Below are 21,160 nucleotides of genomic sequence, written 5' to 3' on the forward strand. Positions count from 1 at the left end.
CGACAGCCATCACGGCAGGTCTTCTCCACAGATCAGAGGTGCGTGCTGAACCGGTCGGTGGACGGCCGGCCGCGCTATAGACCGACTGTCCGGAGGACGGGGGTTTCGGCAACCGCCGGACCGCCCGTCCCCGTCACCCGGGAGCAGCGGAGATCAGTCGTCTTCCAGGAAGTACCGTCCGAGGACCTCGCTGAAGCGGTACTCCCGGGCCTCCAGGATCCGCACCGCCCGGTCGGTGAGCACCCCGCCGGGCCGTCCGGGATTCGCCTCGGCGAGCATCCCCTTCTTCCGGGCCAGCCGGATCCAGTTCGCCACACCCCGCCAGCTGCACCCGGTGACCTCCTCCACCTTGCGCACCGGGTCGGAGTAGCCGAGGTCGACGTACCACGAGTAGATGGCGGCGACGATCGCGAAGAACTCGTCCGGCCGGCCCGCCCTCCCGGGGCGCCGCACCGAGCGCGCCGAGCGGTTGATGTGGCGGGCCATCCTGTCGATGGTCTCGGAGAAGCAGTCCTCGCGGGCCATCCTCTGCACCATGCTCGCCTGGGCCTTCGCCACCCTGGAGATCCGCGCCAGCGGGATCGTGCGCAGGACGTCGACCGTGATGCCCTGGTCGGTCTCCTCGGCGGCGGCTCCCGGCGCGGCCCTGATCACCATCTCGGCCGGGCCGGCGGCGGCCGGCACGGCCCAGCGCATTGTCACCTCCCAGGCCCCGGTGACGAACCGGTGCTCGACGCCGCTTCCCGGTTCCGCGAACTCGTCGCCGGCCATGCCGGACTCGGTGACCTCGAAGAGGTCCGGGGAGATGATGATCTCCGACTTCTGCTGCTGCGTGATGCTCATGTTCCCTCAAGAAGTCGCGGGCGCGGGCAGCGGGCGCCCTGTCGTGGTTGGTGACCGGGACCGCGCCGGCCGGATGCCTCGCCCCGTCTCATCCGGGGGCGCCGGACGTCGCGGCGTGCGCTCGCAGGACCGCGAGCATGGCCTGGTTCTGCCGGTAGGTGCCGATGCTGATGCGCACGGAGTCCCCGACACCGGGGACGGCGCTGCAGTCGAGGATCCGGATGCCGGCCTCCCGCATCCGGTGCGTGAGCTCCTCCGGCCGGGCGACGTCGACCAGCAGGAAGTTGGCGTCACTGGGGTGGACGCGGACGCCGGGCAGCGCGGCCAGCGCGTCCTCGACCCGCCGGCGCTCGCCGAGCACGCGGCCGATGTTGGCGCGCGCGTACTCGATCCCGGCCGGGCTGACGGCGGCCGCGACGGTGGCGATCGTCGACTGGGTCAGGGGGCGCGGGATGGCGATCCGCCCGAGGATGCCCACCACCGCCGGATGGGCGATGGCGATCCCCACCTGCTCGCCCGCGAGGCTGTACTCCTTCGACAGCGTCCGCAGCACGACGAGGTTGGGATGCGCGTCGATCTCGCGGGACAGCGGCGCGTCCCCCGAGTACTCGACATAGGTCTGGTCGGCGACGACCAGCGCCTTCCCGAGCAGGCGCGAGGAGAGCTCCAGCACGTCCGCCCGCCGGACCAGGTTCCCCGTCGGGTCGTTGGGCGTGCACAGGAACAGCACCTTCAGCCCCGGATCGGACCGGTGCACGGCCAGGATCCGCTCGGGGTCGAGTTCGAAGCCGGCGTCCTTGCGCAGCGGCACCTCATGGATCGCGACGGACTGGAGCCGGGCGGAGACCGCGTGCCGGCCGAAGACGGGCGGGCAGACCAGGATGGCGTCCCGCCCGGCCGTGCAGAAGGCGCGGACCAGCAGGTCCGTCGCCTCGTCGACGCCCCGGGTGATCAGCATGCGGTCCCGGGGGGTGCCGAAGCAGTCGGCGAAGCGGTCGAGCAGGTGCCCCGGCTGCGCCTCCGGGTAGCGGTTGTGCGGCAGGGCGTCCACGCCGGCGGGGAACGGGGGGTACGGGTTCTCGTTGGCGTCGAGCCGGGTGTGGACGTCGCCCTCCCGCTGCGCCGTCCGCCCCGGTCCGGAGGAGGCCATCTCGAGGATCTCCGGCCGCGCCAGCCTGGTGATCTCCTCCATCGCGTCCTGCCTTCGCGCCGGCGGGGCATCCCCGGTGACACCGAGTTCCGACATGGGTTCCTTACTCTCTCCGACGCGTCGACCCGACCGGCACGACCGCCGTCCCTGTAGAACCGTTCGGCGGTGGCGGAGAACCGCAACCCCCCGTCGCAGATGCCCGCGCCGCCGGGTGCGCCGGCGCGGAACGGGATCGTCCCTGGTCACCGCCACCGCACGGGCGCCCCGGCGGTGAGGAAGACGGAGGTGGCGCCGCCGTTCTCCGGTCCGGCGGACCGGCCTGAGTCCGAGGCCGGGCGCGCCGCCTCACGTTCCCGGACGCTGCGTTGTCGGACCGGTGGGATCCCACGGCGGGATCCGGACGGCGACGGAGAAGGAGAGTTCGATGAACGTGTTCTTGTGGATCGTGCAGGCGGTCCTGGCCGCCCTGTTCGCGATGTCCGGCCTGGCCAAGGTCGCCCAGCCGAAGGCCAAGCTGGTCGGCAGGTACCAGTGGATGGAGGACTTCTCCCAGGCGGCGGTGTGGTTCATCGGCGTGGTGGAGCTGCTGGGGGCGCTCGGGCTGATCCTGCCGGGCGCCACCGGGATCGCGCCCGTGCTGACACCGGCCGCCGCGTCGGGGTTCGCGGTGCTGCTGGTCCTGGCGGCGGCCCTGCACATCCGGCGCAAGGAGCCGTCGGCGCTGGGGATCACCGGCTTCCTGCTGGTCCTCTCCGTCCTCGCCGCCTGGGGCCGCTTCGGCCCGTACCACTGGTAGCGCTCCCCCGCCGAAAACCGGCACCCGGCACAGGCTTCAAATTCCCGGTCACCTGTTTTCGGCGGACGCGTACCGACCACACCCGGCCATGCACGCACCCGAATGTCGCCGTGCGGAAAGGTCTCGCGGAGAGGCAGGGCGAGGACACTTCATAAGGCCGGTCGCACATAGGGGGTTCCGGTGCAACAGATCACGATCAAGAACAAGTCCGCGAGCCTGAGCGAGAACGGGCACTATATCGTCGCGCAGTACGAGCCGCTGCGCCTGTACGTCCACCCGAAGAACGCCGAACAGCCTCACTACTGCACCGCCGAACTGGACTCCGTGCAGTACAACGGGACCAAGTACGTCCAGTACCAGCCGGTCCGGCGGTTCCTGCGGGACTGCCTGCACACGGCCGAGGAGATCATCTACGACGGGCCGCTCGACCTGGGCGGCGACTACACGCACGTCGAGGGCCTTCTGTTCGGCAAGAGCGAGGCCGACAACATCCGGATCGCGAAAGCGCGCCGGGGACAGGAGAGGACGGACGGGAAGGCACACCCCGACTACAACGAGGCGTACGTGATCGTGTCGACCGTGGCGGGATCGATGTACCCGTACCATGCGGCGGCGGTGGTGGCCATCGACGGCGACGACACCGTCACCCTGGAGGTCTTCGCTCGCGGAACCGACGCCAGGCAGAACGACCGCTCCGCCGCCGGCCGGTTCGAAATGTACTCCTCCAAGGGCGGCACCACCTTCCACTCCGTCTGGAGCAACAACGTGAACTTCGCCGGAACGAATCCGGTCACGATGGTCCTGAGCCGCTATTACTGACCCCCTCAAAAGGCCGGTAAGAGCGGACGGAATCGGCCGGACGACGATGCGCGGCCCCTTAACTTCCACCCCTGGCACACCACCCACGGCCGCCCCCGATAAGCATTCAGGTTGAAGCGAGCGCCGCTTCAACCTGGTCCGGCTATGCTCGGACAATGTCGAATCGATCGGTCTCGGCTGAAGCCGGTCTCGCACGGGTGCTGGCGCACTGCGGCGGCAGCCCGGAAGAGGCCCTGCACTATCTCGCGAGTGCCATCGCCTCCGCGCCTCAGGAGCCCGAACCATATGCGACGCTCGCCGAGATGTGGAAGGACCAGCCGTCAGAGCTGGCCCGGGTCGTCCGCGGCGCGAGTTCGCTGAGCCTGGTGCTGGCGCAGTCGTACATCCGCTTCCTCGAAGGGGAGATGGACGAGGCGGCGGTCGCGATCGGGGCGGTCACGGGCGCGCGGCCCGAGATCGCATGGGCCGCGGCCCCGTGGTTCGGCGACGAGCGGTTCCTCGGTGCCGTGAGCGCCGACGCGCTGGCCGAGGCCGCGATGCGGACGATGGACCATGGCCGCGAGCTGGACACCGACGCGATGCGCGAGCGGTTCCGGCCCTGGTTCCATGCCATCGACGTGGTCACCGCCCGCTCGCCGCAGCCGGAGGCGCTGGCCAGGATGGCGATCCTGCTGAGGGCGTGCGGCCTCATCGACGGCTCGTTCGCCCTCTGCGACAAGGCCGACTCCATCGGGCGGATCATGCTGACCGAGGTGGTGCGGGCCGGGACGTGGCGCAAGGCGGGTGATCGGGCTCAGAGCGCGGCGGCGTTCGGGCGCGCGCTCTCCCTGGACCCGACGAACTGGTCCCTCTATCTCGACTTGGCCGACCTGCGGGCCGAACAGGGCGACTTCGCCGACGCGGTGCGGCTGACCGATCAAGGCCTGCGACACGAGCCGGCGGAGCCCGCCCTTCGCGCGGCCGGGGCCGCCTATCGGGCTCGGCTGACCGGTTCGGCGGCCGATCTCGGCGAGCTCATCGAGCTGGCGTCGCAGGCGCCCGGCGACCCTTACCTCCGCCTGCTGATCGATCATGCATGTCTCGGGCCTGGCCTGCCCGCCGAGCTCGTGGCGGCGGCCCGCCGATGCCAGCAGGGCGAATGATGCTGGTACGGCTCTGGCCCGCCGTCGAGGACTCCTTGCGTTAAGGGGTTGGGGGGTGGGGGGTTTGTTTGGCTGTTAGGGCTTGGATGCGGTGGGGGATCTGGAGTGGCTGGTCGGGGAAGCGGTCGTGCAGGAGCCGGGCGAGGTCGGCGTCGAAGGCGCTGATCCGGTCGGGCGGCAGGGTGGCGCCGATGCCGCTGGCGCTGCGCATGCGTCCCCGCCACGCCTCGTGGGTGAAGGGCACCACCGTGTCGAAGGCGAAGCCGTGCAGGTCGTCGAACCCGGCCGCGGTCAGTTCGTCGCGCCAGTGCGGGTTCTCGGCGAGGCCGCCGACCTCCGGCCAGTCGGGGTTGTAGGCGCAGGCCAGTTCGAGGCTCGCGGCGGCGACGGTGCCGGGCTCGGTCGAGAAGTCGCGGTAGCAGATGACCAGCGCACCACCCGTGGTGAGGAGGCGGCGGGCCTCGGCGATGGCGCGCGGGCGGTCGAACCAGTGCCAGCACTGGCCCGCGCTCACCACGTCCCAGGCTCCGGCGGGCAGGCCGGTGTCCTCCGCCGGAGCGCGGTGGTAGGACACCGCGGCCTCACCTGCGCCGCGCCGTTCCGCCTCCGCGAGGAGTTCGGGGGCGACGTCCACTCCGGCCACCGTGCAGCCGGCGGCGGCGAAGGCGCGCGCCAGGACGCCCGTCCCCGTGCCCAGGTCGACGACGCGCTGGCCGGGCAGCCCCACTCCGGACGCGGCCAGCCGGTCGAACAACTCGGGCGGGAACCCCGTCCGGTACCTCGCGTAGTCGTGGGCCGTCGGGCCGAAGTTGACCGCCACATCGCTCATTGTCCGTCAAGGACGGTGAGGAGGTCGTCGAGGGCCCTGCCGAGGGCTTCGGAGTTGGCCGGGGTGAACCAGGTGGTGCGGATGCGCTCGTTGTTGCCCTTCGGGGTCTCGTGGTCGGCGGCGAGCCGGTGCAGGGTGCGGGTCTCGTCGCCCAGGGAACGGCCGACGCCCTGGAAGAGGCTCCGGACGTAGGCGTCCGCGGCGCCGGGGGCGATGCCGTGGCCGGCGGCCCAGGACGTGAGCGCGGCGAGATACGAGTAGTGGGTGGTCAGCGTCCCGGTGAGGGCGGAGAAGACGTTGAAGGACGCCTCGTCCTCGACGGGGAGCGCCCCGCCCAGGCGCTCGAAGAGGGCGTCCACCACCGGATGGGACGGGCAGGTCACCGTGACGGAGCGGCGCTCGCGGACGGCGGGCAGGGGGATCGCCCGCACCAGCGCGGCGCCGGTGCCGAGCGTCCGGCGCAGGTCGTCGTTGCCGACCCCCGCCATCACGTTGATCACGATCTTGCCGCCGTCCACGGTGAGGCCCGCGAGCGCGTCGTGCCGGTCCTGGCCCCGGACGGCGATGATCACGATGTCGGAGCGGTCCACCACGGCCTGGTTGCCGGTGCAGACCCGGACGGTCTCGTAGCGTTCGGCCAGCTCGGCGGCCGTGCGGGCGCCGCGCGGGGACAGGAGCACCTCGGGCGGTCGCTCGGCTCCGTCGCACAGGCCCTCCGTGATGGCCCGGCCGATCTCGCCCACTCCGATGATGCCGATGCTCCTCATTGCGTCCTCCCTGGTGGGCGTGGTTCTCCCCGCCGACGCTATTCGAACGTCCGCTCGACGCGATTGAGGATTCTCGCGTGCGGACGCAAGGATTTCGCGCGATCGGCGAGCGCCGGCGCGGCCGGGCCGGCGGGAGCACCTCGGCGCCGGGGGCGGCGGCGCCGTGACCGGGCGAGATGTTGTCCGGTTGGACCGTTTTCCGGTGATCGGTGGTTCTAGGCTGTCCGGCGTGACCTCTGGACAGACGGTGATCGACGGGCGCTTCGAGCTGCGAGGACGGCTCGGCAGCGGCGGGATGGGGACGGTCTGGCGCGCGTTCGACCTCGCCCTGCACCGCGAGGTCGCGCTGAAGGAGGTGCGGCTCGCCGGAGCCGACCCGTCCGAGGGCGATCCGGCGGTCGCGGAGATGATGCGCGAGCGGGTGATGCGCGAGGCGCGCGCGCTGGCCCGGCTCCACCACCCGAACGTGGTGACCATCCACCACATCGTGGACTCGCCCGACATGCCGCACCCGTGGCTCGTGATGGAGCTCGTCCCTGGGCGGTCGCTCCAGGACCGGCTCGCGGAGGGGCCGCTGCCGCCCGCGGAGGCGGCGGCGATCGGGCGCGGGATCCTGGCGGCCCTGCGCGCCGCGCACGAGGCGGGCATCTGCCACCGGGACGTGAAGCCCGCGAACGTCCTGCTGCGCACGGACGGCACGGCGGTCCTGACCGACTTCGGCATCGCGGTGCTGGAGGAGGCGTCGCGGGTCACGGCCACCGGCGGGCTCGTGGGCTCGCCGGAGTACATCGCGCCGGAGCGGCTGCACGGCCGCGAGGGCGATCCGGCCTCGGACCTGTGGTCGCTCGGCCTGCTGCTGTACGTGGCGGTCGAGGGCCGGAACCCGCTGCGCCGGCCGACGGCGGTGGCGACGCTGGCGGCGGTGATGGCCGCCCGGATCCCGCCGCCGCAGCAGGCCGGTCCGCTCGCGCGCGCACTGCAGGCGCTGCTGGTGGCCGACCCCGCCGCCCGGCCTACGGCGGCCGAACTGGACCAGATGCTGGCCCAGGCGGAGGACGCCCGGCAGACCGCGGCGCCGCCTCCGCCGTCCCCGCCGCTTCCTCCGCCCGTCCAGCACGCCGGACCCGGCACGGACCCGGGCGCGTTCCCGGGGACGGTCCCCGCGCGCCCGCCGGGGCAGCGGCGGCGGACGGGCCTCGTCATCGGCGCGATCGTCGTGCCGCTGGCCTGCGCGGCGGCGGTGCTGCTCGTGGCGGCCGTCGTCTTCGTCCCCAAGCTGCTCGACGAGACCCGCGACGCGGCGAACGGCGCGGGCCTCCCGACCGGTCCGGTGGACGCCGGCGGCGACCCGGGCCCCGCGACGGCGGCCGCCGGGCCGAAGACCCTGCTCACCCCGGCCGCCATCCGTGGCGTGATCAAGAAGTTCGAGGCGGCGTCGGGCTCCCGGCAGTTCGCGGAGATGACGGTCTACGAGGGCCGCGCGACCGCCGACGCGCCGGTCCGCGGCCGGCGCGGCGCGTTCGACAACTACACCTACGAGAAGGGCGCCGACGCCGCCGTCAAGGGCGGTCCCAGCGTCGGCATCACCGATAACGCCAAAGTCAACCTGAGCGCATTCAACTGGAACGCCCTACCGGGACTCATGACCCGGGCCGCGCGCACACTGAAGGTGCCGAAGCCGACGAACAAATACGTGATCGTCAAGGCGTCCTGGACCTTCAACGGCGACCGGCCGACCATGATGGTCTACTTCACCGACGACTACGGCGGCGGCTACCTCGCGGCGAACGCCCAGGGGAAGGTCGTCACGACGGTCCCGTCCGACTCCTGACGGTTCTTCAGGGAGCGAGGCGGATCGTGGACGGCGCCCCCTGGCGGGTCATTTTCACGTAGGGGCAGAGTCCGGCTGCTTTCGCCAGCAATTCGGCGGCCGTCGAGCGGTCGACCTCGGGCCATTCCACGAGCAATTCGGTGCGCAGCAGGTAACCGCCGTCGGCGGGGTCGCGGCCGAACGACACGGACGCGTCCACCCGGATCGGCGCGGGGTCGAGCGCGTGCCGCCGGGCGAGCAGGCTGAGCGCGCCGTGCAGGCAGGCGGCGACGGCCGTCGCGAAGAGCTGCTCGGGGTTGGGGCCCGCCGCGTCGCCGCCCAGTTCCCGTGGCGGGTGCAGTTCCAGGTCGAGGGCGCCGTCGGACGAGCGGGCCCGGCCGGTCGCGCGGCCGTGGGCGGAGGCGCCGCCGCTCACGCCGACCCGGGCGGTGTAGATCGGCGCGAACGCGGCGCCGTCGTAGTCGTCGTCCGGAGAGAGGGCCGGGACGGGGCTCGGGTCGCTCATCCGACCCCCCGGTCCCGTCCGGAAGCGGCGGAGCCGGGCGGAGCGTCGTGCTCGGGACGGTGCCAGCGCCGCAGCTTGTCGGGGTTCAGCGTGATCCAGACGGCGGTGACCGCCGTGCCGGCGGTGCTCACGCCGACCACCGCCACGGTGCGGCCCGCACGGTGCAGGACGAGCCCGGTGCGGCCGTTGACGGACCGGACGGTCACGACGGTCCGGGGCCGTCCGGCGAGCAGGGCCGTCATGAAGCGGGCGACGGCGTCCGCGCCGTGCGCGGGGTGGGCGGCGGCGCGCACCTTCCCGCCGCCGTCGCTGACCACGATCGCGTCGGCGGCGAGGACGGACGTCAGCGCCGCCGTGTCCCCGGTGCCGCACGCTGCGGCGAACCGGCGCACCACGCCGTCGTGCCTCGCGAGCAGGGCCTCGCCGGCGTGGTCCCGCTCGGGATGGCGCCGCAGCCAGGCGGTGACGGGATCGATCGCGGGCCCGGGCCGGCGGACCTCCTCCCCGCGCACGGCGATGTCGCGGCCTTCGGTGCGGCCGCCGGCGGCGAGGAGGTCCAGGCAGATGCCGCCCGCGACCCGCGTCAGCCACGCCCGGGGCACGGCGATGCCCGCGCGCTCGTCGTCGTCGAGCGCGTACCAGCGGCGGTACGTCTCGTGGACGATCCGGTCGGCGGCGTCCGCGCCGAACATCCACTCGGCGATGTCCAGCAGGTGCCGCCGCTCGTCGAGCATCTCCGCCAGCGACACGGTGCCGCCCGGGCCGGTCACCGGCGGCCGCCCTCGCGGCCGGGCGGGGGCGCCGGGAGGCGGGGCGCGCCCGGGTCTGCGGAGCGGCCGCCGGCCGCCGGGATCGTCCGCACGTTCGTCCTCACTTCGCTCGGTCGCCGGCGGATATGCCGCCGGTCGGACGTCGCCAGTTAAGACAGGACGGAGGCCCCCGTTGTGACCGAGGCCGCGCGCCGGTCGGGCGGCGCCGGTCAGGCGGCGCCGGACACTGCGGCGATCTTGGCGGGGTTCATCATCCACATGATCCGGCCGATGCCGCGGTCGGAGGCGTCGACGGTGAGGACGGTGAAGACCTCGCCGTCGCGCCGGAGCAGGGCGGCCGCCTGCCCGTTGACGGTGGCCCATTCCACGTCGACGCCCTCCCAGAACCGGGACGCGAACGCCCTGACGTACTTGGCGACGCGGACCGCGCCCACCACGGGGAAGCGGGAGGCGCGCGCCGCGCCGCCGCCGTCGGAGTAGCTGACCGCGTCCGCGGCGAGGAGCTCCTCCAGCGCGGCGAGGTCGCCGGCGCGGGCGGCGGCGACGAAGGCGGTCAGCAGCCGGCGCTGCTCGGCCCCGGTCACCGGCGCCCGCCGCCCGGACCGCAGGTGCTTGCGGGCCCGGCTGACGAGCTGCCGGGCCGCCGCCTCGCCGACCTGCACGATCGCGGCGATCTGCGGGTACGGGTAGTCGAACGCCTCGCGCAGGACGTAGGCGGCGCGCTCGGTCGGCGAGAGCCGCTCCAGCAGCATCAGCACCGCGAGGTTGAGCGCCTCGCCGCGTTCGGCGCCGAGGTGCGGGTCGGCGCCGGTGTCGACGGGTTCGGGCAGCCAGGGCCCGACGTAGGTCTCCCGGCGGACGCGCGCGGACTTCAGGACGTTGATCGCCAGCCGCGTGGTCGTCGTCGCGAGGAACGCCGCGGGGTCGGCCACGGCGGCGCGGTCGTAGGTCTGCCACCGCAGCCAGACGTCCTGCACCAGGTCCTCGGCCTCGGCGGCGCTGCCCAGCATCCGGTAGGCGATGCCGAACAGGCGCGGCCGCACCTCGCCGAAGACCGCGCTGGCGTGGTCGAGATCGCCCGCCGCCCCCGAGGCGTCCGCCCCCGAGTCGCCCGCCGCCGGGCCGCCCGCCCTCGGATCGCCCGCCGCCGGGTCGCCGTCCGGTCCGCCGTCCGCCGCCATGATCGCCCCCCGTTCCGGATCGCGGGCCGGGTCCGGTCGCACCCGCCCTCGCACAGCTCAGACAAGGCGGCCCCGCGTTCTGTGACAGCCGCCCGCCGCCGGCCCGCCGTCCGCCCGATCCCGCGCGCGGGATCGGGCGGACACCCGGCTCAACGCGGTCCTTCCCGGATCAGCCGCCGTCGGCGCCGACGGCGTCGAGGATGGCGGCGACCACGGCGTCGGGCTGCGAGGCGGCGATGGCGTGCGAGGCGCCGGCGACCTCGTGGGTCCCGCGGGCCGAGGCCCGCTCGGCCATGAACCGGATCGCCTCGGCCGGGATGTTGCGGTCGAGGCCGCCGAACACGAACCACGACGGCTTGGTGCGCCAGGCCGGCTCGCTCACCTCGAGCGCGTCGGCCAGCGCCCGCTCGGTCACCGGGCGCTGCGTCGCCGCCATGAGGGCGGCCTCCTCGGCGTCCAGGTCGGCGCAGAACTGCCCGTGGTACTTCTCCTCGTCGATCCGGAACTCGTTGCCGCCGGACGCGACCGGGTAGCCGACGAGCGCGCCCGCCAGGGTGCTGCCCTCGAACTTGCCGGACAGCTGCAGGGCGCTCTCGCCGGAGTCGGGCGCGAAGGCGCCGACGTAGACCAGCGACCGGACGGCCGGGTCCCCCGCCGCCGCCGCGGTCGTCACCATGCCGCCGTAGGAGTGGCCGACCAGGACCACCGGGCGGCCGATCCCGGCGACGACATCGCGCACGTAGGCGGCATCGCCCGCCAGCGAGCGCAGCGGGTTGGCCGCGGCGACGGCGCGGAGACCGTGGCCGTTCAGGCGCCGGATGACGCGGTTCCAGCTCGCGGATTCGGCGAACGCGCCGTGGACCAGGACGACGACGGGCTTCTCGGTGCTCATCAGGCGTCCTTCCCGGTGCCGAGGGCGGCCTTGATGACGGCGATGGCCTGGGCCGTCGCGGCCCGGGACGCCTGGGTGTCCCGGACGGGGTTCAGCATCATGAAGTCGTGGATCGCGGCGTTGTAGCGGATGCTCGTGGTCGGCACGCCCGCCTCGGTCAGGCGGCGGGCGTAGGCCTCGCCCTCGTCGCGGAGCACGTCGTTCTCGTCGACGATGACCAGCGCGGGCGGCAGCCCGGCCAGGTCGTCGAGGGTGGCGCGCAGCGGCGAGGCGGTGATCTCGGCGCGCTCGGCCGGATCGGTGGTGTAGGCGTCCCAGAACCAGGCCATCGCCTTGGCGGTGAGGTGCGGGCCGTCGGCGAACTCGCGGTAGCTGGCGGTGTCCTGCGCGGCGTCGGTGACCGGGTAGTACAGCGACTGGTGGACGAACGTCACGTCCCCGCGCCGCTTCGCCATGATCGCCAGCGCGGCGGCCATGTTCCCGCCGACCGAGTCGCCCGCGACCGCGAGCCGGGACGGGTCGAGGTCCTGCTCCGCACCGTGCCGGGTGATCCACTGCGCGGTGGCGTAGGCCTGCTCGATCGCGACCGGGTAGCGGGCCTCGGGCGAGCGGTCGTACTCGACGAACACGAACGCGGCGCCGGTGCCGGCGGCGAGCTCGCGGACGAGCCGGTCGTGGGTGCCGGCGTTGCCGAGGACCCAGCCGCCGCCGTGCACGTACAGGACGGCCGGCAGGACCGTCCCGGCGGTTCCGGCGGGCCGGACGATGCGGACCCGGACGTCGCCGACCTCCGCCGGGACCGTGATCCACGTGTCGTCGACGTCGGGCGCCGCGACCGGGCCGGCCTGGACGTCGTCGAGGAGCTTTCGCGCCCCCTCGGTCCCGCGCTCGTACAGCAGCGGCGGTTTCGCCGCAGCCTCGCCGAACTCCTGCGCCGCGGGCTCCAGGACGTGCTCGCTCATGCCGTGCTTCCCTTCTCCGTGGTGGTGCCGGCCGGGCGGGTCGCCGGGCCTGGCGCTTCCTCGCGGAAGTCGATCTTTCGGTGGGTCCCGTCGCACAGCGGTTTGCCGGAGGAGTGCCCGCAACGGCACAGGGTCATGCGGTTCCGGGTCTCCAGGGGCCGCCCGTCGGCGCGGTGCACCGGCACGCCGCCGGTCACCCACAGCGCGCTGGCCAGCCCGTCCTCCTCTTCGAGGACGGACACGGCCGGCGGGAGGTCGGGCTCGACGGTCTCCCCGCCGCGCCGCAGGGCGTAGCTGTAGGAGCCGGAGGGGCAGTGGTCGATCCGCCCCATGATGTTGGAGCGGACGTCGCTGTCGCCGGTCTCGGCGAGCATCTCCGCGATCGGCCGGGTGCGGCCGATGCAGAACGCGGCGTGGATGCACAGCTCGCCGACCCGCTGCGCCGAGATGTCCACCCCGTCGTGCACGTGCTGCAGTTCCTCGTAGGGCCGGACGTCGGCGTTCTCGGTGCCGTCGAACCCGATCAGGGCGTGCGTCCCGTCGCAGAACGGCTTCGACCCCGAATGGCCGCAGCGGCACAGCGCGTAGGTGGCCTCCGTCGGCAGCGCTTCCCCGGTCCGCCAGGTGAGCGCGTTGTTCTCAGCAGAGACGATCTTGCGTTTGCGGCGGAGCGGGACGCCGCCGTAGACGAGGTACGGGCCGTCGGGGAGCACGGTGATCCGCTGCGGCTCGTCGCCGGCGGTCCATCCGCGCTCCTCCGGCGGGACGTACTCGAACGTGGGGCCGGCGGTGGCGCCCTCGCCGTCGGGCGTCCGCATCAGCGCCTGGGCCTGCGCCTTCAGCTTGTACATCGTCGCGACGGCGACCGCGAGCAGCCGCGGGCCGCCGTTGAACGCCTGCTCCAGCAGGTGGAGCAGCGTGCAGTACGTCCGGTTGAACTCCTCCTGGGCCGTCCGGATCGCGCTGCCGGGAGCGTGGTCGGCGATCCTCGGGTTGGGACGCATCGGCAGGACGCCGGCGAAGTCCACGGCGAGCGGCTCGCCGGTGGGCCCGGACCGCGGGGTGTCGCCGCGGCGGTAGCGCCGCCCCGTCCGGAGCTCCTGGAAGCGGTAGTAGTGGGCGACCTCGTCCCGGTCGGGGTGGTGGACGTCCGGGTCGCCGTCCCAGACCGCGCCGCGGGACGTGCCCTCCCCCTCCTCGACGATCTCCTCCAGCGCGGTCAGCGCCGTGGCGAGGCCGGTGACGGCGATCATCCGTCCGGCGGTGTGCGAGAAGTGCTCGCCGCCGACCTGGCGGGCGGGGTCGCCGGTGAAGACCGCCGCCTCGCCGAGCCGGTCGCACAGCCCGCGCAGCCCGGCCTCGATCGCCTCGTAGAACTGCCCGATCGTCTCGTAGCCGTCGCCCTCGGCGGGGGCGCCGGGCGGCGCCGGCCGCTCCAGCCGCAGGAACATGTCGAGCGCCTCGTCGCCGAACGGGAGCAGCGACAGCTCCAGCGACGGCGCGGCGTGCGGCAGCCGCCGGGGGTGCGGCGGCAGCAGCTCCGGCGCGTCCAGCCGCGGGCTCCCGCCGACGGCGTTGAGCAGGTTCGCGGCCAGCGCCAGGTGCAGCATCTCCTCGATGAAGACGCCCGCCACCGCCTCGACGGCCTCGGGGTTGCGCTCGGGGTCGAGCGAGTAGAGCGCGCACAGGTACGGCGGCAGGGTCGCGTGCTCCAGCTCGATCGCCCACTGGAGGTGCTCGCGGAGATCGTCGAGCGTGGCGATCCCCGCCGGCGGGAGGGGAACGGGGGCATGCTGCCGCCCGGCCGGGTGGTTCATGGTGTCTCGCTTCGGATGTCGTGAGGTGGGCGGGGGTCAGGCGCCTTCGCCGGTGCCGGCGCCGGTGCCGGTGCCGGTGCCGGTGCCGCGCGACCGGGGGTCGGCCTCCAGCTCCTCGGCCGCGCCGAGGAGGTTGCGGAGCTCGACCTCCTCGCGCTCGACGTCGGCCGGGTCGAACAGCCACTCCGAGGCCGGCGGCCCGGCCGGTCCCGGCTCGCTCGCCACGGCGAGGTCCAGTTCGGCCTCGACCTCCGCCTCGAACTCGATCTCGAACTCGTCGCCCGTCGGCCTGCTCATCTGTCCTCCACGCGGGGATCGTCGGGACGGCCGCCGGGCGGCCCGCCCGGCGGCCGGGCCGTGGTGCGGGTGCGGCCGGGCTGTCGCGGTGCCGGGCGCGGCCGGGCCGTCGCGGTGCCGGGTCAGGATTCCCGGGGAACGCGCAGGTGGGCGCGCTCGGCGAGCTCCGCCTCGTCCACCAGGGTCAGCATGGGCTTGCCCGGCTCGCAGAGCATGGTGACGACGAACCGGACCGGCATGTCGTCGCGGTTGTTGCCGTCCTGGTAGTGGATGACGTCGCCGCCGGGCTCCCAGAACGCCTCGCCCGCCGGGATCGGCCGGGGCGGCTGCCCTTCGAGCTCCATCAGCATCTCGCCCTCCAGCACGTAGCCGAACGCGGGACCGGGATGCCGGTGCGGCGGCGCGCCGGGGTCGCCGGGCGGGTACTCGATGACCACGGTCATGGCGTGCGCGCCGGCCGGGATGAAGGGCGGCTCGACCTCCTGGACGGTGGTCAGCGCCGTCTGCCACGCGGTCGACCTGGGCTTCTGCTCGGCGGCGGTGGGGTCGGGACCGGACATGGGGGCGCCTCCTCGGCTCGTCGGTGCGGACGGTGTCACTTGACGGGGGTCACTTGACGGCGGGTCACTTGACGGGGTTCGCCGCCAGCCAGTCGGCGTACCTGATCTCGCCGAGGGTCGCGGTGCCCTCGTCCGGGACGAGGTCGCGCTCGTGCATCTCGGCGCCGAAGTAGTGCGCGTGCGGGTCGGTGACCACCTCGCGCGGGTCGCCCCACGCCGCCAGCGCCTTGCGGAAGAACTCGTCCATCCGGGACACCTCCGGGCCGGCGATCTGGATCCGGCCGTTCAGCGGCTCGCCCGCCGCGGTCCGCGCGACCGTCCGGGACACCTCCTCGCCCGCGATCGGCTGGAACAGCACCGGCGGCATCGGGACGGTGTCCCCGCCGGCGGCGGCCTCGTCGGCGATCCTGCGCCCGAACTCGAAGAACTGCGTCGCGTGGATCAGCGAGAACGGGATCGGCGACTCCGCGATCAGCTTCTCCTGCGCGACCTTCGCCCGGAAGTACCCGATGTCGGGCCGCCGGTCGGTGTTCACGATCGTCAGCGCGACGTGGTGGCCGACGCCCGCCTTCCTCTCCGCCTCCAGCAGGTTGCCGGTCGAGGTCGTGAAGAAGTTCAGCACCGCCGTGTCCTCGAAGGACGGCGAGTTGGACACGTCGATCACCACGGACGCGCCCTCCAGGACCTCCGCGAGCCCCTCGCCCGTGAGGGTGTCGACGCCGGTGTTCGGCGCGGCCGGCACCGCCTCGTGCCCGTGCTGCCGGAGCATCTCCACGGCCTTGGAGCCGATGAGGCCGGTACCGCCGATGACCACGATCTTCATGAGGATCCCTTCCGTCCGCCGGGCCGTCGGTCACCGCCCGGTCGCCAGCTAAGACAGGCCGCCCCGCCGGGCTGTGACAGCTCCGGCGGAAGATTCCGGGAAGCGGCCGGATCGGGCCCCGGGCGTCACAAACGGGGCTTCTCCCTTGTCTTCGCGGCTGGACGAGCCATGCGACGACGGGAGCGAGACCGTGCCGCCAGCAGGTGCCGCGTGCCGGATCCGGGTCCGGATGACCGCGCGCGCGATCGACGAGCCGCACCGCGCATCGAGCCAGCTGGAGCTGCTGTTCGACCTCACCTTCGTGGTCGCGGTCGCGGCGGTCACCGCCCGGTTCGCCGAGCACGTCGCCGGCGGGCACGCCCTGTCCGGGCTCGTCCCGTTCCTCCAGGTCTTCTTCGCGGTGTGGTGGGCGTGGATGAACTTCACCTGGTTCGCGTCGTCGTACGACACCGACGACATCCCGTACCGGCTGCTGACCATGCTGCAGATGGCGGGCGTCCTCGTCCTCGCGGCGGGCGTCCCGGCGGCGGCGGACCACTCCGACTACCGCACCGTCGCGATCGGCTACCTCGTCATGCGGACCGCCCTCGTCGCGCAGTGGCTGCGGGCGGGCGCCGAGGACCCGGCAGGCCGCCGCACCGCGCTGCGTTACGCCCTCGGCGTCACCGTCGCGCAGGCGGGCTGGATCCTCTGGCTCGTCGCGGCCGAGGCGGGCGCCCTGCCGCCGGCGACGCGGGTACCGTGCTTCGCGGCACTGGCCCTGCTGGAGCTCGCGGTGCCGCGGTGGGCGGAGCGGGCCGGCCCCACCAGCTGGCATCCGCACCACATCGCCGAACGCTACGGCCTGTTCACGATCATCCTCTTCGGGGAGAGCGTCCTCGCCGCGTCCAACGCGGTCGCCGGGGCGCTCGACGAGGCGGAGGTCAGCGGCCGGCTCATCGTCATCGCGGGGTCCGGCCTCGTCCTGCTGTTCGCCCTCTGGTGGCTCTACTTCCTCGTCCCGGCGGGCGAGGCGCTCAGCGACGGCCGCCGCCGGTCCTACCGGTGGGGCTACGGCCACTACGGCGTCTTCGCGAGCCTCGCCGCGCTCGGCGCGGGGCTCGAGGTGGCGGTCGGGCAGACGGGGCACGACGCCGGGGCGTCGCCGCTCGCGGCCTGCTACGCCGTCGCGATCCCGACCGCGCTGTTCGTCCTGCTGCTCTGGACGGTCCACACGCCCCTGCCGGGCGCCCGCGTCATGCATCCGGCGGTGGTGCTGTGCGGGGTCGCCGCGGTCCTGCTGCTGCCGCTCGCGGCGCCGGGGGCCGGGGTGGCCGCGATCGTCGCGGCGATCGCGGCCACCTGCGTCCTGACGGCCGTCCTCACGATCATCCCGAACCGGGAGGGGCGCTGACCGTCCGGCCGGCGGCCCGGATGCGGCGCCGCTCGCCCGGGGTGGTCCCGGCCCAGATGCCCTCCGGCTCGCCGGTCGTCAGCGCCCATTCCAGGCAGCGGCGCGCGGCCGGGCACGCGGCGCAGACCCGGCGGATCTCGGCGATCTGTTCCGCGTGGACGGTCTCGTCGCCCAGCGGAAAGAACAGATCGGCATCGACAGAGACGCACGACGCGGTCTCGGTCCAGTGCAGGTTCATCGTGTTCGCGCCCTTTCCGCGGGTCCGGGCGATGGATCGTTAGTCGTCACTGTCCCTCCAGCCGAGTGCGTCCATTTCGGGGGCCGAGAACAACGGTCTCCGAAATGGCGCCCGGCCGGACCCGTGTGAGTCCCTAGCCGAATCCCTAGGAAGCCCTGGGAAGCCCTAGGCGAATCTCCGGCCCCCGGCGGGCGCCCCCGACGTTGGCGGCTGGAGCGCCACCGCTAGGCCGGTCAGGCGAAGCGCCGTCCCGCCGCGCAGGTGCGGGAGGTCAGCGGAGCCGTCGCCCGTGCGGGTGAGGAAGGCGACCTGTTCGGTCCAGGTCAGATCGGTCGATCCGGCGTCGCCGGCCATCTGGACCGTGACGAGCGAGGTCCAGCGGAGCACCTCGTCGACAGTGGATTCGTAGACGTAGACGATGCGCCGCTCCGGCACGATGTCGATGTAGCGGGACCGGTAGTCGAGATGTTCCGGCGCCGCGTCCAGGACGGCGAATGTGCTCTGAGCGGTCTCGCCGCCGCCGACGCGGAACTCGTGGTGGTACGTGGCTCCGGACCCGGGGAGCTTGACCCAGCGCCGCCGGACCGCGTCGTCGGCGAAGGCGGCGAAGACCGCGGCCGGCGGCGCGTCCAGCCGCCGGGTGATCGTGAAGGTCTCGTGGCGGACCTCCGTTCCGCCGTCCGTCCGCCTCGGTCCGGTGTCCTGGTCGCTCATCCCGCGTCCTCCGTTCGCTGGCCGCCGCAGCGGGCCTCCGCACTTACGATCGGTAGGAATCGCGGATCGGCGGGCATTAATCCCCCTCGCCAATACGCACTTTGAAGTAGGCAACGCAACGCGAAGGGCCGAATCGCATGGACGCCGCGCTCCGCGCCGAACTGACCGCGCAGGGGGTCGCGCCCGACTGCGTCGAGACCATCGGGCTCGTCCGCGACATCCTCGCCCGCGTCGGCGACAAGTGGACCGTCCTGATCGTCACGGAGCTGGCGTCCGGCCCCATGCGCTACACCGCCCTGCACGAGAGGATCAGCGGCATCTCCCAGCGGATGCTCAGCCACACCCTGCGCGCGCTGCACCGCGACGGCCTGGTCACCCGGACCGCCTACTCCGAGGTCCCCCCGCGGGTCGAGTACGAGCTCACCGCGCTCGGCCGCTCGCTCGCGCAGGCCGTCGACCACCTCGTCCTCTGGGTGCGGACCCACCGGTCCGCCATCGCCGGCAACCGCGACGCCTTCGACCGCGACGGCTGACGTGCGACCGCGGCCCGGTCCCCGCCCGCCTGCGGACGGGGACCGGCCGCCGTCAGACGGTGTACCCGCCGTCCACGGCCAGGGCGGTGCCGGTGACGTAGCGGCCGCCGGGACCCGCCAGGTAGACCACCGCGGCGGCGATGTCCTCGGCCTCGCCGTACCGTCCCAGCGCGGTGAGGGAGCGCTGGAAGCCGGCGGTCTCGCCGCCGGCCGGGTTCATGTCGGTGTCGATCGGTCCCGGGTCCACGACGGTGGCGGTGATCCCGCGCGGCCCCAGCTCCCGCGCGAGCCCCTTGGTCAACCCGACGAGCGCGGACTTGGCCGTCGCCTGGAGGACGAAGTTCGCGCCGGGAACGCGCCCGTTGAAGCACGACCCGATGCTGATGATCCGCCCGCCGTCGCCCATGTGGCGCGCGGCCGCCCGGGCGGCCAGGAACACCGACCGGACGTCCACGGCGAGGACCCGGTCCAGTTCCTCGTCCGTCACCTCCGCCAGCGGGCCGTAGGCGAGGAAGCCCGCGTTGTTCACCAGGATGTCGATGCGGCCCAGTTCCCGCACCGTCCGCTCCACCGCCTCCTCCGCGGCGTCGGGACGGGTCAAGTCGGCCTGGACCACCGCGGCCCTGCCGCCGTCCGCCTCGATCTCCTCGGCGACCTTCCGCGCTCGGTCCGCCGCCTCGACGTAGGTCAACGCGACCGCCGCTCCCGCGCCGGCCAGCCGCTTCGCCGTCGCCGCGCCGATTCCGCGGCTCCCGCCGGTCACCAGCGCCACCTTGCCGGTCAGTTCACTCATCGCTGCTTCCCTCCCTGGACGATCCGCTCGTCATGGCGGCAAGGTAGGAGCTCACATTGGTGTCAGGTTCAAGTGGTCTTCACGGGGTGCGGAATGCGGATCGGTGAGCTGGCCCGGCGCAGCGGCGTGAGCGAGCGTTCCCTGCGCTACTACGAGGCGCAAGGACTGCTCCGCGCCGAACGGACGCCCGGCGGGCACCGGGACTACGGCGAGTGGGCGGTCGACCGCGTCGTCCGCATCCAGACCCTCTACGCCGCGGGCCTGAACAGCAAGAAGATCGCCCAGCTGCTGCCCTGCATGAGGGACGGCGACGGCCGGCCGAACGAGATCGCGACCCCGAAGCTCGTCGAGGAGCTCGCCGCGGAGCGCGACCGCATCAACCGCCTGATCGGCGATCTGGTCCGCTCGCGCGACGTCCTGGACGAAGTGATCGACACGGCGTCCGGGAGCGCGGCCGACGACCGGGCTCCGCTCGCCGCCCGTCCCTGACCGCCGGCGCCGGCGCGGATTCATCCGCGTGCCCGTGTTCCAGGGGCGCACTCGCACTGACGGATACACGAATGGCTCAGGGCCGCCGGACCGGGTGGTCTGGCGGCCCTGTGTGGCCGGGTTGTGTGGGGGTCAGGCTTTGTTGAAGGTGTGCTTGGCCCACAGGTAGGAGGCGAGGGCGATGGCGGTGCACCAGGCGGTGGCGATGGCGGCGTTGTTGCCGATGGGGGTGTCGAGGAGGAGGCCGCGGATGGTTTGCATGATGGGGGTGAAGGGCTGGTATTGGGCGAACCAGCGCAGGGCGGTGGGCATGGAGTCGGTGGGGACGAATCCGCTGCCCAGAAAGGGCAGCAGGACCAGGGGCATGGGGGCGTTGCTGGCGGCTTCGGGGGTGGAGGACTTCAGGCCGAGGGCGACCGATAGCCAGGTGATGGCGAAGGCGAACAGGGTGAGGATGGCGGTGGCGGCGAGCCAGTCGGTGGCGGTGGCGTGGGGGCGGAAGCCGATGGCCAGGGCGATGGCGATCAGGACGGTCATGCCGAGGAGTTGCTGGATGACGGCGGCGATGACGTGGCCGGTCAGGACTGAGGCGCGGGAGATGCGCATGGTGCGGAAGCGGGCGATGATGCCTTCGGTCATGTCGGTGGCGACCATGACGGCGGTTCCGGTGGCGCCGGTGGCCACGGCCATCAGCAGGATGCCGGGCAGTACGTAGTTGATGTAGGCGTCACGCCCCCCGCCGTGCCCGAGTCCGGTGCCGAGGGTTCCGCCCAGGACGTAGACGAACAGCAGCAGGATGATCACGGGGGTGATGATCAGCTGGACGGTCATGGAGGGGTAGCGGATCAGGCGCTTGAGCTGCCGGCCGACCATGGTGCGCGAGTCGCGTGCGGCGAGAGCGAGGGTGTTCATCGGGCGATCTCCTGCTTGCGGTCGTTGCTGTTGGCGCGGTCATCGGTGTCGGCGGGGTTGTGGGCGGGGTTGTGGGCGGGGTTGTGGGTGGGGGTTTGGCCGGT

General features: G+C 73.2%; 24 protein-coding genes. 7 read left to right on the forward strand and 17 right to left on the reverse strand.

Features of this window, described 5'->3' with window-relative positions; all coding sequences use genetic code 11:
- Positions 1-153 precede the first annotated feature (153 nt).
- The gene (locus amrb99_RS16695; RefSeq protein ID WP_190856881.1) at positions 154-843 is read right to left on the reverse strand and encodes a hypothetical protein; all 690 of its coding nucleotides are present in this window, start codon (positions 841-843) and stop codon (positions 154-156) included.
- Between the two features lie 88 nt (positions 844-931).
- Positions 932-2,089 (reverse strand): aminotransferase class I/II-fold pyridoxal phosphate-dependent enzyme, encoded by a 1,158-nt coding sequence (locus amrb99_RS16700; RefSeq protein WP_190856882.1) that lies wholly within the window; start codon positions 2,087-2,089, stop codon positions 932-934.
- Between the two features lie 328 nt (positions 2,090-2,417).
- Here amrb99_RS16700 and amrb99_RS16705 point away from each other — a divergent pair, with 328 nt between their 5' ends.
- The 3 genes from amrb99_RS16705 to amrb99_RS16715 all read left to right on the forward strand — a co-directional run bounded on the left by amrb99_RS16705 (position 2,418) and on the right by amrb99_RS16715 (position 4,750).
- The gene (locus tag amrb99_RS16705; RefSeq protein ID WP_190856883.1) at positions 2,418-2,789 is read left to right on the forward strand and encodes a DoxX family protein; all 372 of its coding nucleotides are present in this window, start codon (positions 2,418-2,420) and stop codon (positions 2,787-2,789) included.
- Positions 2,790-2,969: 180 nt separating this feature from the next.
- Positions 2,970-3,608: a hypothetical protein gene (locus amrb99_RS16710; RefSeq protein ID WP_190856884.1), complete on the forward strand. Its 639-nt coding sequence runs from the start codon at positions 2,970-2,972 to the stop codon at positions 3,606-3,608.
- 155 nt (positions 3,609-3,763) lie between these two features.
- The gene (locus amrb99_RS16715) at positions 3,764-4,750 is read left to right on the forward strand and encodes a tetratricopeptide repeat protein (RefSeq protein ID WP_190856885.1); all 987 of its coding nucleotides are present in this window, start codon (positions 3,764-3,766) and stop codon (positions 4,748-4,750) included.
- A 40-nt stretch (positions 4,751-4,790) separates the two neighbouring features.
- Here the strand turns inward: amrb99_RS16715 and amrb99_RS16720 are convergent, their stop codons facing one another.
- Together amrb99_RS16720 and amrb99_RS16725 are read right to left on the reverse strand one after the other, a co-directional pair.
- Positions 4,791-5,579 carry a class I SAM-dependent methyltransferase gene (locus amrb99_RS16720; RefSeq protein ID WP_190856886.1) on the reverse strand — a complete coding sequence of 263 codons (789 nt, stop codon included), beginning with the start codon at positions 5,577-5,579 and terminating at the stop codon, positions 4,791-4,793.
- Positions 5,576-6,346, reverse strand: a complete 771-nt coding sequence (locus amrb99_RS16725; RefSeq protein ID WP_190856887.1) for an NAD(P)-binding domain-containing protein — start codon at positions 6,344-6,346, stop codon at positions 5,576-5,578. The genes amrb99_RS16720 and amrb99_RS16725 overlap by 4 nt, the downstream gene beginning before the upstream one ends.
- A gap of 229 nt (positions 6,347-6,575) precedes the next feature.
- On the opposite strand from amrb99_RS16725, the gene amrb99_RS16730 reads away from it, so the two are divergent.
- Positions 6,576-8,177, forward strand: coding sequence for a protein kinase (locus tag amrb99_RS16730; protein WP_190856888.1), 1,602 nt, complete (start codon positions 6,576-6,578; stop codon positions 8,175-8,177).
- A gap of 7 nt (positions 8,178-8,184) precedes the next feature.
- Here the strand turns inward: amrb99_RS16730 and amrb99_RS16735 are convergent, their stop codons facing one another.
- The 9 genes from amrb99_RS16735 to amrb99_RS16775 form a co-directional block, all read right to left on the reverse strand.
- Entirely contained in the window at positions 8,185-8,682 is a 498-nt protein-coding gene (locus amrb99_RS16735; RefSeq protein WP_190856889.1) for an Ohr family peroxiredoxin, read from the reverse strand.
- Positions 8,679-9,452, reverse strand: coding sequence for a nuclear transport factor 2 family protein (locus tag amrb99_RS16740; protein ID WP_190856890.1), 774 nt, complete (start codon positions 9,450-9,452; stop codon positions 8,679-8,681). The genes amrb99_RS16735 and amrb99_RS16740 overlap by 4 nt, the downstream gene beginning before the upstream one ends.
- A 209-nt stretch (positions 9,453-9,661) precedes the next feature.
- Positions 9,662-10,633, reverse strand: coding sequence for an RNA polymerase sigma-70 factor (locus amrb99_RS16745; RefSeq protein WP_190856891.1), 972 nt, complete (start codon positions 10,631-10,633; stop codon positions 9,662-9,664).
- A 169-nt stretch (positions 10,634-10,802) separates the two neighbouring features.
- Positions 10,803-11,525 carry an alpha/beta hydrolase gene (locus tag amrb99_RS16750; protein ID WP_190856892.1) on the reverse strand — a complete coding sequence of 241 codons (723 nt, stop codon included), beginning with the start codon at positions 11,523-11,525 and terminating at the stop codon, positions 10,803-10,805.
- The gene (locus amrb99_RS16755; protein WP_190856893.1) at positions 11,525-12,487 is read right to left on the reverse strand and encodes an alpha/beta hydrolase; all 963 of its coding nucleotides are present in this window, start codon (positions 12,485-12,487) and stop codon (positions 11,525-11,527) included. The genes amrb99_RS16750 and amrb99_RS16755 overlap by 1 nt, the downstream gene beginning before the upstream one ends.
- Positions 12,484-14,304, reverse strand: a complete 1,821-nt coding sequence (locus tag amrb99_RS16760; RefSeq protein ID WP_190856894.1) for a ferritin-like domain-containing protein — start codon at positions 14,302-14,304, stop codon at positions 12,484-12,486. Before amrb99_RS16760 ends, amrb99_RS16755 begins: the two co-directional genes overlap by 4 nt.
- Before the next feature lie 36 nt (positions 14,305-14,340).
- Positions 14,341-14,601: a hypothetical protein gene (locus amrb99_RS16765; protein WP_190856895.1), complete on the reverse strand. Its 261-nt coding sequence runs from the start codon at positions 14,599-14,601 to the stop codon at positions 14,341-14,343.
- A gap of 122 nt (positions 14,602-14,723) precedes the next feature.
- Positions 14,724-15,161, reverse strand: coding sequence for a cupin domain-containing protein (locus amrb99_RS16770; protein WP_190856896.1), 438 nt, complete (start codon positions 15,159-15,161; stop codon positions 14,724-14,726).
- Positions 15,162-15,225: 64 nt separating this feature from the next.
- Complete coding sequence (locus amrb99_RS16775) at positions 15,226-15,984, reverse strand: SDR family oxidoreductase (RefSeq protein WP_190856897.1); 759 nt, start codon at positions 15,982-15,984, stop codon at positions 15,226-15,228.
- Between the two features lie 190 nt (positions 15,985-16,174).
- On the opposite strand from amrb99_RS16775, the gene amrb99_RS16780 reads away from it, so the two are divergent.
- Positions 16,175-17,377: a low temperature requirement protein A gene (locus amrb99_RS16780; protein WP_347256713.1), complete on the forward strand. Its 1,203-nt coding sequence runs from the start codon at positions 16,175-16,177 to the stop codon at positions 17,375-17,377.
- Here the strand turns inward: amrb99_RS16780 and amrb99_RS16785 are convergent.
- Both amrb99_RS16785 and amrb99_RS16790 read right to left on the reverse strand, forming a co-directional pair.
- Complete coding sequence (locus amrb99_RS16785; protein WP_206699970.1) at positions 17,352-17,615, reverse strand: WhiB family transcriptional regulator; 264 nt, start codon at positions 17,613-17,615, stop codon at positions 17,352-17,354. The genes amrb99_RS16780 and amrb99_RS16785 overlap by 26 nt on opposite strands.
- Before the next feature lie 165 nt (positions 17,616-17,780).
- Positions 17,781-18,329 (reverse strand): SRPBCC domain-containing protein, encoded by a 549-nt coding sequence (locus tag amrb99_RS16790; RefSeq protein WP_190856898.1) that lies wholly within the window; start codon positions 18,327-18,329, stop codon positions 17,781-17,783.
- A gap of 137 nt (positions 18,330-18,466) precedes the next feature.
- Here amrb99_RS16790 and amrb99_RS16795 point away from each other — a divergent pair, with 137 nt between their 5' ends.
- A complete protein-coding gene (locus tag amrb99_RS16795) occupies positions 18,467-18,862 on the forward strand; it encodes a helix-turn-helix domain-containing protein (RefSeq protein WP_190856899.1) in 396 nt (131 codons plus the stop codon).
- 52 nt (positions 18,863-18,914) lie between these two features.
- Here the strand turns inward: amrb99_RS16795 and amrb99_RS16800 are convergent, their stop codons facing one another.
- Positions 18,915-19,655 (reverse strand): SDR family oxidoreductase, encoded by a 741-nt coding sequence (locus amrb99_RS16800; RefSeq protein WP_190856900.1) that lies wholly within the window; start codon positions 19,653-19,655, stop codon positions 18,915-18,917.
- Positions 19,656-19,748: 93 nt separating this feature from the next.
- Here amrb99_RS16800 and amrb99_RS16805 point away from each other — a divergent pair, with 93 nt between their 5' ends.
- Positions 19,749-20,144: a MerR family transcriptional regulator gene (locus amrb99_RS16805; protein ID WP_190856901.1), complete on the forward strand. Its 396-nt coding sequence runs from the start codon at positions 19,749-19,751 to the stop codon at positions 20,142-20,144.
- A 132-nt stretch (positions 20,145-20,276) separates the two neighbouring features.
- Here amrb99_RS16805 and amrb99_RS16810 read toward each other — a convergent pair whose 3' ends face one another.
- Positions 20,277-21,056, reverse strand: a complete 780-nt coding sequence (locus amrb99_RS16810; protein ID WP_190856902.1) for an ABC transporter permease — start codon at positions 21,054-21,056, stop codon at positions 20,277-20,279.
- Positions 21,057-21,160: the final 104 nt, after the last annotated feature.

Source organism: Actinomadura sp. RB99, from assembly GCF_014706005.1.
Classification (GTDB): Bacteria; Actinomycetota; Actinomycetes; order Streptosporangiales; family Streptosporangiaceae; genus Spirillospora.

Coding starts and splice junctions, on each gene's coding strand:
- amrb99_RS16695 (WP_190856881.1), bottom strand. CDS start 843: ATGAGCATCACGCAGCAGCAGAAGTCGGAGATCATCATCTCCCCGGAC.
- amrb99_RS16700 (WP_190856882.1), bottom strand. CDS start 2,089: ATGTCGGAACTCGGTGTCACCGGGGATGCCCCGCCGGCGCGAAGGCAG.
- amrb99_RS16705 (WP_190856883.1), top strand. CDS start 2,418: ATGAACGTGTTCTTGTGGATCGTGCAGGCGGTCCTGGCCGCCCTGTTC.
- amrb99_RS16715 (WP_190856885.1), top strand. CDS start 3,764: ATGTCGAATCGATCGGTCTCGGCTGAAGCCGGTCTCGCACGGGTGCTG.
- amrb99_RS16720 (WP_190856886.1), bottom strand. CDS start 5,579: ATGAGCGATGTGGCGGTCAACTTCGGCCCGACGGCCCACGACTACGCG.
- amrb99_RS16725 (WP_190856887.1), bottom strand. CDS start 6,346: ATGAGGAGCATCGGCATCATCGGAGTGGGCGAGATCGGCCGGGCCATC.
- amrb99_RS16735 (WP_190856889.1), bottom strand. CDS start 8,682: ATGAGCGACCCGAGCCCCGTCCCGGCCCTCTCTCCGGACGACGACTAC.
- amrb99_RS16745 (WP_190856891.1), bottom strand. CDS start 10,633: ATGGCGGCGGACGGCGGACCGGACGGCGACCCGGCGGCGGGCGATCCG.
- amrb99_RS16750 (WP_190856892.1), bottom strand. CDS start 11,525: ATGAGCACCGAGAAGCCCGTCGTCGTCCTGGTCCACGGCGCGTTCGCC.
- amrb99_RS16755 (WP_190856893.1), bottom strand. CDS start 12,487: ATGAGCGAGCACGTCCTGGAGCCCGCGGCGCAGGAGTTCGGCGAGGCT.
- amrb99_RS16760 (WP_190856894.1), bottom strand. CDS start 14,304: ATGAACCACCCGGCCGGGCGGCAGCATGCCCCCGTTCCCCTCCCGCCG.
- amrb99_RS16765 (WP_190856895.1), bottom strand. CDS start 14,601: ATGAGCAGGCCGACGGGCGACGAGTTCGAGATCGAGTTCGAGGCGGAG.
- amrb99_RS16770 (WP_190856896.1), bottom strand. CDS start 15,161: ATGTCCGGTCCCGACCCCACCGCCGCCGAGCAGAAGCCCAGGTCGACC.
- amrb99_RS16775 (WP_190856897.1), bottom strand. CDS start 15,984: ATGAAGATCGTGGTCATCGGCGGTACCGGCCTCATCGGCTCCAAGGCC.
- amrb99_RS16785 (WP_206699970.1), bottom strand. CDS start 17,615: ATGAACCTGCACTGGACCGAGACCGCGTCGTGCGTCTCTGTCGATGCC.
- amrb99_RS16790 (WP_190856898.1), bottom strand. CDS start 18,329: ATGAGCGACCAGGACACCGGACCGAGGCGGACGGACGGCGGAACGGAG.
- amrb99_RS16795 (WP_190856899.1), top strand. CDS start 18,467: ATGGACGCCGCGCTCCGCGCCGAACTGACCGCGCAGGGGGTCGCGCCC.
- amrb99_RS16800 (WP_190856900.1), bottom strand. CDS start 19,655: ATGAGTGAACTGACCGGCAAGGTGGCGCTGGTGACCGGCGGGAGCCGC.
- amrb99_RS16805 (WP_190856901.1), top strand. CDS start 19,749: ATGCGGATCGGTGAGCTGGCCCGGCGCAGCGGCGTGAGCGAGCGTTCC.
- amrb99_RS16810 (WP_190856902.1), bottom strand. CDS start 21,056: ATGAACACCCTCGCTCTCGCCGCACGCGACTCGCGCACCATGGTCGGC.